Raw genomic sequence first — 14,724 nt, forward strand, 5'->3', positions numbered from 1 at the left:
GCGACTAACCCTCCTTCTTGCGGCGCCCCCAAACGGATTCCTGCCGATAGGAATCCGCCTGGCACAGCGTGCGGTAGAACATGGCGCCGGCGCCAATGAAGTTGCCCAATTCCTTTTCAGACAGCTTGGGCGCGACGCCTTCCAGGTATCCCGCGTAGATGGATAGCACCCGGTCCCACTCGTCCAGACGGGGTGCGGGTGCGGAAACTGAGATCATCAGTGCCAAGAGCTCATCGCGCTGCATGATTCCCTCCTGTGACCGCCGCCGCGCCGGTCATCCCTTGGTCATGTGAGTCAAGACCCGCCGTCCGTCCGCCCTGCGGTGCACGAAGGCCATCGTGATGTGGCCCACGGCCAGCGCCAGTAACGTCCAGCCCAACAGCCCATGCCAGGCGTTGCCAAGTTCGACCAGGGCTTCGATCTCCTGGTCGCGGGGGCTGAAGATCTGGATGCCGAAGGCAGAATATCCCCTGCCCCGCCCGTAGGCGCGCAACAGCGCCAGCGTGGGGATGGCGATCATCATCAGGTACAGGACAAGATGCCCGAAGCCCGCCAGCAGGCCGCAGTCCGGCCGTTTGCCCCAGTTGGCGATGGCCCAGGCGCCGCGTACAAGCACCAGGATCAGCAGCAACAGGCCAAGCGAGGTATGCGAGGCCCAGAAGAAATCCTCGATCGGGGTGTCCGGCAGAAACTGCCGCGACGCCGCGCTGGTGAACTGCCACGCCAGCAGCACGGCCATGAGCCAATGCAGGACGCGGCTGACGATTCCATACCCGTCCGGGTGGTCCATCACGCTTGAGGCGGCGACGCGGGGTGGCATAGGGAGGCTCCTTCGGAGATCCATGCTGCGCAAGGGAAAACCTGCTCCGGGCATTGTGCCAACGCGCCCGGCGCGGAGTGCAACCAATTGCAATGGCGGCTGGCCGGCAGCACGGCTGTGGACGCGTTCTGATCATGGTTCGAACTCCATCGCCGACATGGCGGCCGTCAGCGACTGCGGCTCGTAGTCGTCCCAAGGCGTGTTGCCCGCATCCAGCCGGGAATGCACGTCCTGAATGGTCCAGTGCGCGCCGCTGGTGAGCTTGTCCAACTCGCCCCACGTCACCGGCACCGAAATGCCCAGACCGGGCCGTGCCCGCGCGGACCACGCGCATACCGTCGTCGCCCCAAACCCGTTGCGCAGGTAATCCGCGAAGATCATGCCGACGCGGTTCTTCGGGCCGCTCTTGGCGACGAAGAGTTGCGGCAGCGTCCGGGCCAGGTGCTGCACGATCGCCTGGGAAAACCGCTTTACCGTGTCCCAGTCGTACTGCTTGCGTAGCGGCACAACCACGTGCAGCCCTTTGCCGCCGCTGGTCTTCAGCCAGGCCTGAAGGCCGATCTCCTGCAGCAGCACGCGCACCAGATTGGCGGCCTGTTGCATGGTCGGCCATGGCACGCCCTCGCCCGGGTCCAGGTCGAACATCATGCGATCCGGTTTGTCGATGGACGTCTTGACGGCGTTCCAGGTGTGAAATTCGACGACGTTCATCTGCACGGCGGACATGATGGCCTCTGCGGTCGGGACTTCGAGCAGCGGCGGATGATCCGGATCGAGCTTGGCGGGCAACGGTTTGACGCCGGGCATCGCGGCTTCCAGATGCTTCTGGAAGAAGAATTCGCCCTGGATGCCGGCGGGCGCGCGCAGGAATGACACGGGCCGGCCCTTCAGATGCTCCAGCATCAGCGGCGCGATCAGGCCGTAATAGCGCGCGAGATCCAGCTTGGTGAGCTTGGTGGACGGGTCGATGACCCGGTCCGGATTGGTGAGCTTGCCGCCCTTGGCGCGGCTGGTTTTGCCGCCGGGCGCGGCTTTGACATCGGAGTCGGGTGTGGGCGCCTTTGAAGATGCTTTTGAAGATGCCTTTGATGTGCCGGCAGATGCCGTGGCAGATCTGGCTGCGGATCTGGCAGCAGGCACCGCCTTCGAAGCGGATTTCCTGTTGCCCTTGTCGCCGTCTACGTCCTCGACCGGCACCGCCTTCTCCCGGGAAATCGCCTTCACCGGCTTGTCCTGCCGCAGGCCCCGGAATACGGAATGACGGATGTGGCCGCCGCTCGTCCATTCGCCGAACGACACTTCGGCGATCAGTTCGGGTTTGACCCAGCGAACGCCACCCGCCGCGGGCGCATTCGTGACCGGCTTCTTGTCCGTCTCGATGGCCGCCAGACGCTTCTGCAGGGACACCAGACTTGCGTCGTCGAACCCCGTGCCAACCTTGCCGGCATAGCGCAGGCTGCCATCCTGCTCGGTGACCGCGAGCAGCAGCGCGCCCAGCCCGGCCCGGCTGCCCTTGGGCGCCGTGTAGCCGACGATCGCAAACTCCTGACGCCGGGCGCACTTGACCTTGACCCAGGTGTCGCTGCGCCGGGACACGTACGGGGACGACAGGCGCTTGGCCATGATGCCCTCAAGCCCCATCCTGCACGCGGTTGCCACCAGATCTGACGGCGCGGCCTCAAGGGCCTCGCTGAATCGCAGCTGGTCGTCTTCGGCGGCGTCCATCAGTTGCTGCAACAGCGCCCGCCGCACGCCCAGGGGCTCCTGGCGCAGGTCCCGCATCCCGACGAACGGCAGATCGAAGGCGTAGAACACGATGTCCTGTGTCCGATCGTTGTCGAAGGCATTTTGCAGCGACTGGAAGTTCGGAATGCCTTCGCGGTCCAGCATCACGATTTCGCCATCGATCCACGCCCATTTGGCGGGCAATGCGCGCATGGCCTCGACCAGATGCGGCATTTTGGCGCTCCAGTCGTGGCCGTTGCGCGTAAACAGCCGCACATCGTCGCCTTCGATCCGGACGACGAGCCGGTAGCCGTCGAATTTCATCTCGTACAGCCAGTCCGGCGCATGCTGAGGCACGCCGTCCACCAGCGTGGCGAGCTGGGGTTTCAGTTGCGCGGGCAAGTCGGCGGCTACACCGGGCAACGCGGACTGATCGTCGGCGGTGTTGTCGTCCTGATCCTGGGATCGCTCGTCAGCCGCCGCCTCCGCGGGAGCTTTGGATTTGGCGCGGGATTTCGCTGCGGAACGTGACGTCTTGGCTGCGGAATTCGCCTTGGCTGTCGCCTCGCCGCCCTTGCCTGCCGGCTTGGCCTTCGCAGATTTGCGCAGCGGCACCACGCTATCCGGCATTTCGTCCACCACACTGAATTCCCGCTCGGGCCGCGCGAAATCGTCTCGGTCCTTGATAAGCAGCCAGGGCGGCTGCTTATCCGACTCTTTGCCCTTCAGCCGGATCAGCGCCCAGCGGCCCTGCATCTTCACGCCCTGCAAGTCGAACTTCAGGTGGCCGTCGCGATAGCCCTTGCGCGGATCGCCCACCGGCATCCACTTGCCTTCGTCCCAGATGATGACCTTGCCGGCGCCGTACTGCCCTTCGGGAATCTGCCCCTCGAACTGGTTGTAGGCAATGGGGTGATCCTCGACCTGGACCGCCATGCGCTTGACCGCCGGGTCGTAGCACGGCCCCTTGGGCACCGCCCAGCTCTTCATGGCCCCGTCCAGTTCCAGACGGAAGTCGTAGTGCAGCCGGCTGGCCCAGTGCTTCTGGATGACGAAGGCGCGGGCGTCCTCATTGGCCTCGCCACCCTCGGCGGGTTCCGACGTGATCTCGAAGTTGCGCTTTTCGCGGTACTTCTTCAGCGTGTCAGCCATGGTCAGGCCGCCTTGCGCGTTTTGCTCGTTGTCTTGCCGGTGGTCTTGTCACTCGACTTGCTGGCGGTTTTACCCGTCGCCTTGCTCGCCGATTTGCTGGCCGTCTTGCTTGCGCTCTTCGCCGACTTGGCCGCCGTCTTCCTGGCCGGCGCCTTGGCTGCCTTTTTGTCATCGCCTTCGTCGGACTTGGCCGCCTTGGACCCGCCCTTGCCCCCCTTCAGGCTGCGTTGCAGCAGCTCGGTCAGGTCAATGACGTTGTCCGCATACGCGGGCGACGCTTCCTGCGGCTCGATGACGGTTTCGGTCTCGCCGGCGCGCGCCTTCTGCTCCACCAGCTCCATCACGGCGGCCTTGAACTCGTCCTTGTACTGTTCGGGATCCCATTCGCCGGACATATCGTCGACCAGCATCTTCGCCATCTTCATCTCGCTGGCGCTGGGCGTCATGTTCTTGGCGCCGGCCTTGGGCAGATCCAGCCCTTCCACCGACTTCACCTCGTCGCCCCAGCGCATCAGGTTCAGCACCAGCGCGTCGCCGGACGGAATCAGCGCCGCCAGGTGCTGCTTGGTCTGGATCACGACCTTGGCGATGCCGATCTTTCCTGTCTTGACCAGCGTGTCCCGGAGCAAGGCGTACACCTTGTGGCCCTTGTTGATGGGCGCGACGTAGTAGGGTCGCTCCAGATAAACAAACGACACGCCCCCGGCGTCCACGAACTGCTGGATCTCGATGGTCTGCGTGGTGCGAGGATAGGCCTCGGCTATCTCCTCGGGCGACACGATGACGTATTTGCCGTCCTCGTACGCCACGCCCTTCACGATGTTGTCCTTGTCGATTTCCTTGCCGGTGCGCTTGTTGATGCGCTTGTAGCCAACCGGGTCCATCGAGCGCTTGTCCAGCCAGTCGAAGTCCACGCCGGACTCCGTCGTGGCCGTGTGCAGGCCCACGGGAATGTGAACCAGCCCGAAGGAAATCGCTCCTTTCCATATCGTTCTTGCTGCCATGACGGTCTCCTGCGCGTGATCAGCCCAGGCGCTTGACGATGCGGGCGACGCGGGCAATGCCGCCCGTCCCGCTTGCCGCGCGGCCGATCAAGGCGGTCCCGGCGGCGGTGACCAGGGTGCGCCGCAACAGCGTGCGGCTGCGCATGCCAGACAGCATCAGCAGCACGCCCACGCCAAACACGATGATGTGTTCGCCTGGAAAATCCGGCCTGCGGGCGTCGATGTCCTTGATCTGCGCAACCAATGAAGAACGCGAGGGCGATTCGTAACGGCGGGGTTCGTCGACGGGTTCGATCTGCATGTGGCCTCCTGCGGGCGTGGATCAGGCATGGGGTGCGGAGCGTACTGCCCCGCGCCGGTTTACTTGGCGTACTTGAATTCGGGCAGCGCCTTGAGCGTGTCCTTCGTGGCGTCCGGCAGCTGGAACTGGTCGCCGGCGACCTGCATTTTCGACAGCGGAACCGTCACAAGATGATTGCCGACGCCAAGCAGCCCGCCCACCGACAGCACCGCATACGGCGCCCAGTCGGGCGGGCCGAGGATCAGGTCATCCACGGTGCCGATCTTTTCCTTCTTGCCGTTGTAGACGGTCGCTCCGATGATCTTCGAGGCGCGGTAGCCGGCCTCGACCTTGGCAACATCGACTCGCACTTCGGTCACGGACTGCGGCGCACCCTGCGCCCAGCCGGTGGACACGGCGCCAGCGGCGCCCAGCATGGCAACCACGCCCAGCATTGCAGTCTTTACGATCATGATCGGATCTCCTCGGGGGTCTCTTGTGTTCAGGACGTGCGTTGCGAGTCGGCGGGATCGGGATTGGATTCGGAGGCGTCCGATGGCTCCATGTCCTCGTTGCTGACTTCGTTGCCCTGCGTGTTCTCACTGGCATCCGACGGCTTGACCGGCGGCGCGCTGCCCGTAGTCGGCGAGCCTGCGCCAGGCCGCACCGGCAGATCGTCGGGCGTTGAGGTCGCCTCTACGGCGTTGTCCTGGGAAGATGTCTGCCCAACGGAATGATCTGGTTCCATTTTCCTCACCTCAGATTCGCTGCGGCCAGCGGAAACGTGGCCGTGGACCCGGGCAGCAAATAACGTTCCCGAAACATTTGTCGGGTGACCAGCGCCCAATGGCGCGGCGGACTGCGTCACCATAATTCCATTGGTAACGCGCTCCCAAACCGCCTTGAATCGGCAATATATTCAGATCACATGTGGCGCCGGCGTGCGCCGTTCATTCGTGGCAGGAAGACTTCCGGAGCGCGACGATGGGCGACAAGAAAAAGCAGAAGGACAATCCCGAGACCGCCGAGGCGGGCAAGCTTTCCAATAAGCAGTACGAAAGGGAACTGGCCCAGCTGCATGTGGAACTGGTCAAGCTGCAGCAATGGGTCGTCGATACGGGCGCCAAGGTCTGCATCGTGTTCGAAGGGCGCGACGGCGCCGGCAAAGGCGGCACGATCAAGGCGCTGACCGAGCGTGTCAGCCCCCGCGTCTTTCGCGTCGTGGCCTTGCCCGCCCCCACCGAGCGCGAAAAATCCCAGATGTACATGCAGCGCTACCTGCCACACCTGCCCGCTGCGGGCGAAGTCGTGATCTTCGACCGCAGCTGGTACAACCGGGCTGGCGTTGAGCGCGTGATGGGGTTCTGCAGCCAGGCGCAGGTCGACGCCTTTCTGAAAGCCGTGCCGCTGGTGGAACGCGTGATGATCGACTCCGGCATCCTGCTCTTCAAATACTGGCTGGAAGTCACCGAGGCGGAACAGACACGCCGCCTGCAGTCGCGCATCAACGATGCGCGCAAGACCTGGAAGCTGACGAAGATGGACCTGGATTCGTACAGCCGCTGGTACGACTACTCGCGTGCCCGGGACGAGATGTTCCGGGCGTCGGATACGTCGATCTCGCCCTGGTACGTCGGACGATCCGACGACAAGAAGCGAATCCGGCTGAACATCATTACCCACCTGCTGGAACACATTCCCTACACCGTCAGCGCCAGGGAAAAAATCACCCTGCCCAAACGGCAGAAGGCCAAGGGCTACACGCAGCCGGAACATCCGTTCCGGTATGTGCCCGAAAAGTTCTAACCATCTCGAATTTCCGCAATGGCGGGCGCGCCGTCATTCCGCCGCGCCCCGCCACCGCGCCTTACCAAGCCGTGCGCGGCCGGTAGGTATCTTTTACATATTTGGCCAATTCGGCTTCGACCGTCGACATCAGGACGGCCGGCGGACGATCCGGGTGCAAAAGTTGCTGCGCCGCAGCAAGCGTTCGCATCGCGCAACGTTCGCCATTGGTCATCGGCTGGGGGGTGGACAAGGTGGGCGTGTACTTGAACTCTTCCATGTTGCTTCTCCATAAGACAAGGAATGACCCTCACCCCCCTTTCAGCAAGTAGCGTGCCCAACCCCGTTTCGGTCAGTATCGGACGCTGACCCGAGCCCAGACGCTGCGGCCGGGTTCGTTCACCGCCGTGCCCGCCGGATAGCCAAATCCGGCGTTCCCCGCCAGGTTCAGGTGTTCGCTGTAGGTCTTGTCGAACACGTTGTCCACGCCTAGCGACAACCGAACCTGCTTGTTCACGACGTATCCCGCATTAAGGGAAAACACGCCAAATCCGGCGCTGGGACCGAAATCTTTGCCCACGACGTTGCCTTCGTTCAGCGCGTAGCGTTTTTGCGGGGCGACGATGCGCCACAAAGCGCCCGCCGACCAGGTGCCGTCGTCATAGGCGGCGGTGAGCTTGGCCTCCAGCGGCGGAATCTGCGGCAGCGCGCGGCCGTCGCTGCGGTTCTGGCCCCAGGCGTAGGCCAATGTGGCGCCCACCTTCCAGCTCGGCGTCACGGCATAGGACGCGCCAAACTCCCCGCCAAATATCCGGGCATCCACGTTCGTCGCCTGCGAGGTGGCCCCCATCATCCCGCCGGACGTGTAATTGAAAAGAATGAAATCGTCCACGTAGCCCGCATACCCTGAGAACCACGCATCCAGCGTTTCCGTCTTGTACTGGGCGCCAAAATCAAGCTGGGTCGTCTTTTCCGGCTTCACGCCCTGGAAGGCGTTGACCGAGCCGGCCGGACCGCGCTTGGGCGAGAACAGTTCCCAGTAGTCCGGGAACCGCTCCACATGACCCAGCCCGATGTAGAGCGTGGCGGGCAGCGATTCCAGATCTTTTTCATAGCGCAGGAAGCCGCTGGGAAGCGTGTCGTTGCGCCGTTCGCCCGCCGTGGGGTTGGGCATGGCCATCATCATGCCGCCGGTGGTCTGCCGGAAATCCTTGACGGACGCCCAGTCGACGCGGGCGCCGCCGATCACGCGGCTGTCCGGTGCGGCGCGCCAGGTCAATTCGCCAAAGACACCCGTATTGGAAAAATCGGCGTCCTTGACCCACGGCTGGCTGCGATAGGACATGGTGTCCGAGCCGCTGCGGGCGCGGTGGCGGCTTTGCTGGAAGTCCATCCCTGCCTCCAGGCTGGTGTCTTGCGACAGATTCCAGGTGCTGGCGACACGTCCGCCCCAGGTTGCGCGGTCCACGTCCGAGGCCATCGCCATTGCCATGGCGCTGGACGGGTCCGGCGCGCGCAGCGTGTAGTTGTCCATGACGTGGTCCGCGTAGTTGTAATAGAGCTGTGCCTCGACCTGACTCAGGACGGGCCCGAGGTTACGTTTTTCAAAGCGCAGTCCAAAACTTTCCCGCTTGAATTGCGAGCCGTCCATGCCGCGCCCGGCATACCGCGCCTCGCCGTCGCCCGTGCCGGCGGTCAGTTCATATAGCGTGTCCGCATCGGGCGTGAAGCCCATCGTGACATCCGCGTTCCATTTGTCCCAGCGCGACGGCACGGTGTTGCCGTCGCCGTCCTTGTAGTCCTGCGAATGCGAGTGGTTGGCGGTGATTCGGGTATAGACCCTTTCGTTGCCGATGGTCAGGTCCGCCGTCTGGTCGTTGCGCCCGAACGAGCCGCCGGTCAGGCTGCCGTCAAAACGCACGCCCGGCTCGGTGAACTGGGGTGTGTCGCGGTCGAAGCGGACGGTGCCGGCGGACGCGCCCGGCCCCCACAGCACTGTCTGCGGTCCCTTGATGACGGTGAGCTGGTCGAAATTCTCGGGCGAAATATAGGAACTGGGCGCGTCCATCCGCGACGGGCAGGCGCCGGGCATGGAGGTGCCGTTGGTCAAAATGTTCAGGCGGGAACCGAACATGCCGCGCAGCACCGGGTCGCCGTTGGTGCCGCCGTTCCGGATGGCCGAAAAGCCGGGAATGGTCTTCAGGTAGTCGGTGCCGTCGCTGGCTGGCAGCGGCTGGCGCGGCAGCTTCGGATCGGTCGTGAAGGTCAGCGGCGCGCTGGGCGCCACGCCCATGATGACGACGGGTTCGAGCGTGGTTACGCCCTCCTGGATGGGCTGCGCGGCGGCGGAGAATGTGGCGGCCACGGCCGCGGCCAGGCAGGTCATGCGGACGAATTGCGGTTGCTTGCGCATAGGGAATCTGGATCAACTTGGAATCTGAGTCGGAATCTGCAATCGGGGCGTTGACCCCCGCGCGGACAGGCCATGCATGGGCGCGCCTCGGCGCCCGGATCCTCAAACGGATCCGTGCCAAAAGCGGCGATATGAGCAGGCGCTAACCGGCGGCGCGCCCGTCAACCGTGGGCGCCGCGATGCAAACCGGTGATGCTGAGAGAAGTGCCGTCAGGCGACGGGTGGCGGCGCGCGCGGCTGCTGCTGCAGCCGGGCATGCGCACTGGAGAAGTAAGGAACGTCGGCGGCCGGCGCCGTAGCAGGCTGCGCCAGCGTAGGCAGCAGCCAGGCAAGCAGCCACAGTCCGGGCAGCGTGGCGCCGCCCAACATGGCGCAGCCGGCAACGCAGCAATGCGGCATGGCGCCGCTGTGCTGCTCGACGCCTTGCGTGGCGCCTTCGATGCCGATGGTGACAACGCGCGGCCCGCTGGCCGTGCAGATGATGGTGGTGGCGCCGGCGGCGCCCGACATACCGGCGGGACTTGGTGCGGCGAGCGCCGCAGAGGCAATCAGCGCCTGAAAGACGAACAGGGCCGCCGCGAACAGCGAAACCCATCGTCTGGCAGCAGTGGCGCTTGTGTACATCAAATCCCCTTGACGCCGCAGATGGTAGCGCGGTTCCGGCCCCGAATCCGGTCTGCCCGCGCCCATCTGCACTGCCCGTTGACGCATATCAAGCGCGTCTGGCGGCTACCCAGCGCAACACATCAATGACCAGGAATACGGCCAGGCTCACGCCCATCACCGGCAGGCTCCATCCCAGCGCCAGCGCGATGACCGCCACGCCGATCCGTCCGGGCCATGACAGCTCGCGCCAGGCGTGAGTCAGCGTCTGCCCTGTCGCGCCCGCGGCCGGACGGCGCAGCCACCACATCCGGTAGCCCAGCACGATCATCGTCGTCAGGGCGATGCCAATGGCGGCCATCAGGAGTTGATTGGGCCAGCCGAACAGGATGCCCATGTGCATGTCCACGCCCCAGCGGATCAGCTTGGCGATGAGCGGAAAGGTGTCGAAGTCGGCACGGCTGGTGATGGCATAGGTGGTCGGATCCACGGCGATGGTGTCGACCTGGGTGGGCCAGGAGCGGTCCACCTCGCGCACCAACCACGCCTGGCCAGCGCCGCGCGGCGGCCGGATTTCAAGCTGGCTGCTGTCGATGCCGCCCTGGCGCGCGGCCTGCAACACCCGGTCAAAGCCCGCCGGCACGGTGTCCGGCGCCGGCGACATGGCGGCGTGGTCATGCTGGCCGCCATGATGATGGGCATGCTCGCCGCCCTCGGGCATGGCTGCCATGGCGGGCATCCCGGCGTCGGGCAGTTTCAACGACACCGCCGGCGTGATCCACCCCAACTGCGCGCGCAATTGATCCACGCGCGCACCGGCCCAGTTGGACCAGGTCAGCCCGGTGGCCGAGAAGAACACCAGGCCGATGCCGATCCACAACCCCAGCAGTCCATGCCAGCGCCGGGCGCGCAGGCGCGGGCTGCGGGCTTCCAACGCCTTGTCGCGCCCGCGCCGGGCAAACCACAGCACCAGACCGCCCAGCGTCGCAATCCACAGCCACGACGCCGCCAGTTCGCTGTAGTTGCGGCCCAGGTCGCCCAGCATCAGGTTGCGGTGCAGGTAGTCCAGCTTGGTCCGGAAAGGCAGCGTGCCGCTGGTGCCGTAGACGACCATGTCGCCCTGGATCTTCAGCGTGACGGGGTCCACAAATAGCGCGCGGGATTCGGAATCGCCCATGCCGGGCTGCGTAAACATCACGCGCGTGGTTTCGCCGGGGCCGGGCGCGGGCCGGACGGCGAACAGGCGCGGGCCCGGTCCGACTTGGCTTTGCGCTGCCTGGACCTGCGCCGCGAGGGGTTGCGCCGCGCCAGTGGAAGTGGTGCGCAACTGGTCGGCGTAGATGAGGTTTTCCAGTTGCGGGGTCAGCACGAACAGCGTGCCGGTCACCGCCGCGACCAGGATGAAGGGGCCGACGAACAGGCCTATATAGAAATGCAGCCGGGTGATCAGCGCGAGCAACGCGCTGCCGCTTGCCGCCCTCGGCCGCGTGGAGGCGGCCGGACTAACCAGGGTCTCAGTGGACATGATGTTCTCGAAAACAACGGACGCCGCCTGCAGCAGGCGGCAATCGTGCGCTTGGCGCGCACGGCGACAGATGTCATCCGGTGATTCGAGGCGGAGCGCGCTGTCCCAGCGGCGGCCCGGCGGCCGGCATGGGCGGCCGCGGACTGTCGGTCAGTCGGGGCGCCTGCACCCACCAGCCGAGCAAGGCAGGAACCAGCGCGACGGTGGGCGGCACGAGCAGCGCCGGGTGTGCGCTCAGCCCGAACGGACATTCCTGGCCGGCGCCCACGTGCTGGGAAGAATCGTGGTGCTCATGGTGGTCATGAGAGGAATCGGTGTGGGCGGTGTGCGCATCGGCCCTGCCCGACATGCCGGGAAACACCCCGCCGCCCGCGGCACAGAAGCCCAGTTCCAGGCGCCCCTGCTTCAGCGCCTGCGCGTCCGGCATGTATCCGACCGGCACGAACGCCCGCACCACCAGCAGAAGCAGCAGCAACAGCCGCACGAGGGTGGCGGCGCAGACTGGACGTGAGGACGGACAGGACGATCGGGTGGGCATGCGGGATTTCCGGGCGACGGCCGATTCCGTCGCCAAGCCGGCATTTTAAACATCGGGCCGCCAATCCCGGATGCTTTGCGCCGGCGCGGCCCGACCGATCGAAGGGTCAACTAAGACAATTGAGAACTATTATTGCTAGAATTCCGCCTGACGCCTCCCTTAAATGGGGATCAGGCAACCCTCTTCTGTCTACCGGATAGCTTTTGAATGGCCAAGCCATCGCGCTCCAAATTATGGTTTCTCGTCCACAGTTGGCTGGCCTTGCCAATCTGGATTTTCCTTTTCTTCATCTGTGCGACCGGGACCATCGCCGTCATCAGCCAGGAAATCGTCTGGCTCATCAACCCCGCCGTTCGCGCCCAGGCGCCCGATGCCGATACGCCCCGCATGGGCTACCAGGCCCTGATGGACTCCATCGCCAAACAGGAACCCGAAGCGTCGGTGCAGCGCCTGTCCTGGCCTGAGGAATCGCAGTTCGCCCTGACGGCCGCCGTGGGTTATCCGGGCGCACGCTTCACCTCGATCTACGTCAACCCGTACACCGGCCACGTGCAAGGTCCGGCCTTGAACTTCGACCTGCGCCAATTCATGCGCGCGCTGCACGGCTGGCTGCTGATCCCGTTCAACAATGGCTATAGCTGGGGCTGGTACTTGGTCTCGCTGTTGTCGATTCCGATGCTGCTGTCGCTGATCACCGGACTGGTGGTCTACAAGCGGTTCTGGCGCGCCTATTTCCAGAAGCCGCGTCTGCGCGTCGGCCAGGGCGCTCGCATTTTCTGGGGCGACTTCCACCGCCTGTCGGGTCTGTGGTCGGTCTGGTTCATCCTGCTGATTTCGGTCAGCGCGATCTGGTTCCTGGCGCAGGCGATCCTGTCCGACACGGCGACCACCATTTCGACACAGGGCGTGCCGGCTGTCGTAGCCCGCGATCAGGTGCCCACCGTCGCCGCCGGCGAAACCGTCAAGCGCCTGCCGCTCGACGAGATCGTTGCCATTGCCGAGCGCGAACTGCCCGGCCTGGAAACGCAGCACGTCTTCTTCCCCGGCAACGCGTATGACCCGATCACCATCTCGGGCCGCGGCGCGTACCCGCTGATGTTCCAGTACGCCAAGATCAATCCGTACAACGGCGCGGTCGAGGAAGTGCGCCGCCTGTCCGACCGCAACGGCCTGGAATTCTTCACTGAATCCATGCGGCCGCTGCATACCGGCGACTTCGGCGGCTTCTGGCTGAAGCTGGTGTGGTTCCTGTTTGGCCTCCTGCTGACCATGATGTCGCTCAGCGGCCTCCTGATCTGGACCAAGCGCACCGCGCAAGCCACTGCCAAAGCCCTGCGCCCTGCCCGCGCAGACCGTACCGCCGCTCGCGAGGTGACCGAATGAGCAAGACCGCCACCCTGGACGCCGCCGCGGCCAAACCCAGTTTCTGGCGCCGCTGGCGTTTTCACCTGAGCGCCCTGCTGCTCATTCTTCCCATCATTTATGTCCCGAAGTATTTCGACAACCTGGCGCTGTCGCGCGGGCTGATGGGGCTGGGCCAGCGCCCCGCGGGCGAGCTGGACGTGGGTCCCTGGAAGCTGAAGTTTGCCGAGTGGAAGGTCGAGCCGCCCCAGTCCGACCCAGCCGGCATGGTCAAGACCTTCACCATGGCCCAGTGCGAAGGCTGCAAGGATCAGATCCGCGCGGTCTACGTGCGCGTGGGCAAACCGCGCAGCCTGCGTGCCGCGGGTTCGATTTTCTTTGGCAGCCCGCACCGGGCTTTTGCCACCGTGCCGATCCCGCCGCGCACCGCCCCGGACGCCGAGCTCTGGGTCACCGCGGAAGGCTGGGACGGTTCGGTGCACCAGGCGGCCTGGCCGCTTGCCATGGCCTCCCCCGCCACCGTCGAGTGGCTGAAGAAACAAGGAGCATCCCGATGAATGCAATTTTCGCTAACGGCCTTCGCGCTGCCCTGCTGGGCGCGCTGCTGAGCGCCAGCGCCACGGCCCTGGCGCACAACCCCATGGCCGAATGCAAGGCCGATGGCAAGGAACAGATCCAGTGCACCGGCGGATTCTCCGACGGCAGCGGCGCCGCCGGCGTCACCATGGACGTGATCTCGTACGACGAACAGATCATCGTGCCGGGCAAGCTGGATGCCGATTCCAAGATGTCGTTCAAGCGGCCCAACGGCGAGTTCTACGTGCTGTTCGACGCGGGCCCCGGCCACGTCGTTGAAATCGACCACGTCGACATCCAGTAAGCCCCGGCCCTTCGCAGCATGCATACACAAGTCATCCGACCCGCGGGCGCCGGACACGAAACGCTGGCGGTGCTGGGCGCCTGCCTGGTCATCGTCGCGGCCGCCGCGGGTTACATCGGCCTGCGTGAAGCGCCGCCCGAAAGCGCGCCGCTCGCCGCCACCCAGATCGATGCGCGGCGCGACCTGACGCCCGCCGAACAAGGCATTTACGCCGACCTGCGCGTCGCCTACGAGGAAATCGGCTTCGCGCTGCAGGCCGGCGAGCCGCTGCCTTCGGTTGAAGAACTGGCCGCGCAGGGGCTGCCGCCGTTTGTGGCCGACAACAGCACCGCCGTGCGCGGTGGCCACGCCTGGCGGCTCCAACGCCAGAGCGGTAAGGCGCTATACGTGGGCCAGACGGCCGACGTTGCACTGGCCGGATCATTCCTGCTGCGTACCGAAGACGGCCACGCCAAGGACGGCCATGGTCATGACCATGGCGCGGACGCCCAGGCTGATGTCTGGCTGGCCCGCGATGCCGCGGCCCGCGTGCCCGCTGCCACCGACGACGCCGCGCTGGCCGCCGCGGGCTGGCGCCAGGTCGTCGCTCAGTTCGACGCCGGCGTGACCCGCCAGAACAAGCCCTGACCGGGCCCCT

General features: G+C 65.3%; 17 protein-coding genes. 5 read left to right on the forward strand and 12 right to left on the reverse strand.

From position 1 onward, the window contains the following. Positions 1-4: 4 nt before the first annotated feature. The 7 genes from MHZ91_RS11605 to MHZ91_RS11635 all read right to left on the reverse strand — a co-directional run bounded on the left by MHZ91_RS11605 (position 5) and on the right by MHZ91_RS11635 (position 5,729). The gene (locus MHZ91_RS11605; protein ID WP_062839450.1) at positions 5-244 is read right to left on the reverse strand and encodes a hypothetical protein; all 240 of its coding nucleotides are present in this window, start codon (positions 242-244) and stop codon (positions 5-7) included. A 30-nt stretch (positions 245-274) separates the two neighbouring features. Next, a complete protein-coding gene (locus MHZ91_RS11610; RefSeq protein WP_239213687.1) occupies positions 275-820 on the reverse strand; it encodes a cytochrome b in 546 nt (181 codons plus the stop codon). 132 nt (positions 821-952) lie between these two features. Continuing rightward, on the reverse strand, positions 953-3,697 hold the full coding sequence (gene ligD, locus MHZ91_RS11615) for a DNA ligase D (protein ID WP_239213689.1): 2,745 nt from the start codon (positions 3,695-3,697) through the stop codon (positions 953-955). Between the two features lie 2 nt (positions 3,698-3,699). Continuing rightward, positions 3,700-4,701 (reverse strand): Ku protein, encoded by a 1,002-nt coding sequence (locus tag MHZ91_RS11620; protein WP_239213691.1) that lies wholly within the window; start codon positions 4,699-4,701, stop codon positions 3,700-3,702. Between the two features lie 19 nt (positions 4,702-4,720). Then, positions 4,721-5,002 carry a hypothetical protein gene (locus MHZ91_RS11625; RefSeq protein WP_239213693.1) on the reverse strand — a complete coding sequence of 94 codons (282 nt, stop codon included), beginning with the start codon at positions 5,000-5,002 and terminating at the stop codon, positions 4,721-4,723. Positions 5,003-5,061: 59 nt separating this feature from the next. Next, positions 5,062-5,454 carry a PRC-barrel domain-containing protein gene (locus tag MHZ91_RS11630; protein WP_175121488.1) on the reverse strand — a complete coding sequence of 131 codons (393 nt, stop codon included), beginning with the start codon at positions 5,452-5,454 and terminating at the stop codon, positions 5,062-5,064. 29 nt (positions 5,455-5,483) lie between these two features. Next, complete coding sequence (locus tag MHZ91_RS11635; protein ID WP_218343923.1) at positions 5,484-5,729, reverse strand: hypothetical protein; 246 nt, start codon at positions 5,727-5,729, stop codon at positions 5,484-5,486. 236 nt (positions 5,730-5,965) lie between these two features. Here MHZ91_RS11635 and ppk2 point away from each other — a divergent pair, with 236 nt between their 5' ends. Beyond that, positions 5,966-6,787: a polyphosphate kinase 2 gene (gene ppk2, locus MHZ91_RS11640; protein ID WP_218343925.1), complete on the forward strand. Its 822-nt coding sequence runs from the start codon at positions 5,966-5,968 to the stop codon at positions 6,785-6,787. A 61-nt stretch (positions 6,788-6,848) separates the two neighbouring features. Here the strand turns inward: ppk2 and MHZ91_RS11645 are convergent, their stop codons facing one another. The 5 genes from MHZ91_RS11645 to MHZ91_RS11665 all read right to left on the reverse strand — a co-directional run bounded on the left by MHZ91_RS11645 (position 6,849) and on the right by MHZ91_RS11665 (position 11,845). Continuing rightward, entirely contained in the window at positions 6,849-7,046 is a 198-nt protein-coding gene (locus MHZ91_RS11645) for a hypothetical protein (RefSeq protein ID WP_175136469.1), read from the reverse strand. A gap of 72 nt (positions 7,047-7,118) precedes the next feature. Beyond that, a complete protein-coding gene (locus MHZ91_RS11650; RefSeq protein ID WP_239213694.1) occupies positions 7,119-9,179 on the reverse strand; it encodes a TonB-dependent copper receptor in 2,061 nt (686 codons plus the stop codon). 210 nt (positions 9,180-9,389) lie between these two features. Next, entirely contained in the window at positions 9,390-9,803 is a 414-nt protein-coding gene (locus MHZ91_RS11655; protein WP_218343932.1) for a DUF2946 family protein, read from the reverse strand. A gap of 88 nt (positions 9,804-9,891) precedes the next feature. Further along, the gene (locus MHZ91_RS11660) at positions 9,892-11,307 is read right to left on the reverse strand and encodes a PepSY domain-containing protein (RefSeq protein ID WP_239213695.1); all 1,416 of its coding nucleotides are present in this window, start codon (positions 11,305-11,307) and stop codon (positions 9,892-9,894) included. Between the two features lie 73 nt (positions 11,308-11,380). Continuing rightward, positions 11,381-11,845, reverse strand: coding sequence for a DUF2946 family protein (locus tag MHZ91_RS11665; protein WP_218343936.1), 465 nt, complete (start codon positions 11,843-11,845; stop codon positions 11,381-11,383). Positions 11,846-12,052: 207 nt separating this feature from the next. Here MHZ91_RS11665 and MHZ91_RS11670 point away from each other — a divergent pair, with 207 nt between their 5' ends. Genes MHZ91_RS11670 through MHZ91_RS11685 form a run of 4 tightly spaced genes read left to right on the forward strand, consistent with a single transcriptional unit; the run spans position 12,053 to position 14,714 of the window. Then, positions 12,053-13,228, forward strand: coding sequence for a PepSY domain-containing protein (locus MHZ91_RS11670; RefSeq protein WP_175121479.1), 1,176 nt, complete (start codon positions 12,053-12,055; stop codon positions 13,226-13,228). Further along, entirely contained in the window at positions 13,225-13,764 is a 540-nt protein-coding gene (locus MHZ91_RS11675; protein WP_175121478.1) for a thiamine pyrophosphate-binding protein, read from the forward strand. The genes MHZ91_RS11670 and MHZ91_RS11675 overlap by 4 nt, the downstream gene beginning before the upstream one ends. Further along, positions 13,761-14,087: a hypothetical protein gene (locus tag MHZ91_RS11680; protein WP_175121477.1), complete on the forward strand. Its 327-nt coding sequence runs from the start codon at positions 13,761-13,763 to the stop codon at positions 14,085-14,087. The genes MHZ91_RS11675 and MHZ91_RS11680 overlap by 4 nt, the downstream gene beginning before the upstream one ends. 18 nt (positions 14,088-14,105) lie before the next feature. After that, on the forward strand, positions 14,106-14,714 hold the full coding sequence (locus MHZ91_RS11685) for a DUF6162 family protein (protein WP_175121476.1): 609 nt from the start codon (positions 14,106-14,108) through the stop codon (positions 14,712-14,714). Positions 14,715-14,724 lie beyond the last annotated feature (10 nt).

This window comes from Achromobacter sp. ACRQX (assembly GCF_022346505.1).
Classification (GTDB): Bacteria; Pseudomonadota; Gammaproteobacteria; order Burkholderiales; family Burkholderiaceae_B; genus Achromobacter; species Achromobacter animicus.

Excerpts from the sequence above, each read along its gene's own strand:
- MHZ91_RS11620 (WP_239213691.1), bottom strand. The coding sequence starts at position 4,701 with ATGGCAGCAAGAACGATATGGAAAGGAGCGATTTCCTTCGGGCTGGTT.
- MHZ91_RS11605 (WP_062839450.1), bottom strand. The coding sequence starts at position 244 with ATGCAGCGCGATGAGCTCTTGGCACTGATGATCTCAGTTTCCGCACCC.
- MHZ91_RS11650 (WP_239213694.1), bottom strand. The coding sequence starts at position 9,179 with ATGCGCAAGCAACCGCAATTCGTCCGCATGACCTGCCTGGCCGCGGCC.
- MHZ91_RS11655 (WP_218343932.1), bottom strand. The coding sequence starts at position 9,803 with ATGTACACAAGCGCCACTGCTGCCAGACGATGGGTTTCGCTGTTCGCG.
- MHZ91_RS11630 (WP_175121488.1), bottom strand. The coding sequence starts at position 5,454 with ATGATCGTAAAGACTGCAATGCTGGGCGTGGTTGCCATGCTGGGCGCC.
- MHZ91_RS11675 (WP_175121478.1), top strand. The coding sequence starts at position 13,225 with ATGAGCAAGACCGCCACCCTGGACGCCGCCGCGGCCAAACCCAGTTTC.
- MHZ91_RS11660 (WP_239213695.1), bottom strand. The coding sequence starts at position 11,307 with ATGTCCACTGAGACCCTGGTTAGTCCGGCCGCCTCCACGCGGCCGAGG.
- ligD (WP_239213689.1), bottom strand. The coding sequence starts at position 3,697 with ATGGCTGACACGCTGAAGAAGTACCGCGAAAAGCGCAACTTCGAGATC.
- MHZ91_RS11610 (WP_239213687.1), bottom strand. The coding sequence starts at position 820 with ATGCCACCCCGCGTCGCCGCCTCAAGCGTGATGGACCACCCGGACGGG.
- MHZ91_RS11645 (WP_175136469.1), bottom strand. The coding sequence starts at position 7,046 with ATGGAAGAGTTCAAGTACACGCCCACCTTGTCCACCCCCCAGCCGATG.
- MHZ91_RS11665 (WP_218343936.1), bottom strand. The coding sequence starts at position 11,845 with ATGCCCACCCGATCGTCCTGTCCGTCCTCACGTCCAGTCTGCGCCGCC.
- MHZ91_RS11635 (WP_218343923.1), bottom strand. The coding sequence starts at position 5,729 with ATGGAACCAGATCATTCCGTTGGGCAGACATCTTCCCAGGACAACGCC.
- MHZ91_RS11670 (WP_175121479.1), top strand. The coding sequence starts at position 12,053 with ATGGCCAAGCCATCGCGCTCCAAATTATGGTTTCTCGTCCACAGTTGG.
- MHZ91_RS11680 (WP_175121477.1), top strand. The coding sequence starts at position 13,761 with ATGAATGCAATTTTCGCTAACGGCCTTCGCGCTGCCCTGCTGGGCGCG.
- MHZ91_RS11685 (WP_175121476.1), top strand. The coding sequence starts at position 14,106 with ATGCATACACAAGTCATCCGACCCGCGGGCGCCGGACACGAAACGCTG.
- MHZ91_RS11625 (WP_239213693.1), bottom strand. The coding sequence starts at position 5,002 with ATGCAGATCGAACCCGTCGACGAACCCCGCCGTTACGAATCGCCCTCG.
- ppk2 (WP_218343925.1), top strand. The coding sequence starts at position 5,966 with ATGGGCGACAAGAAAAAGCAGAAGGACAATCCCGAGACCGCCGAGGCG.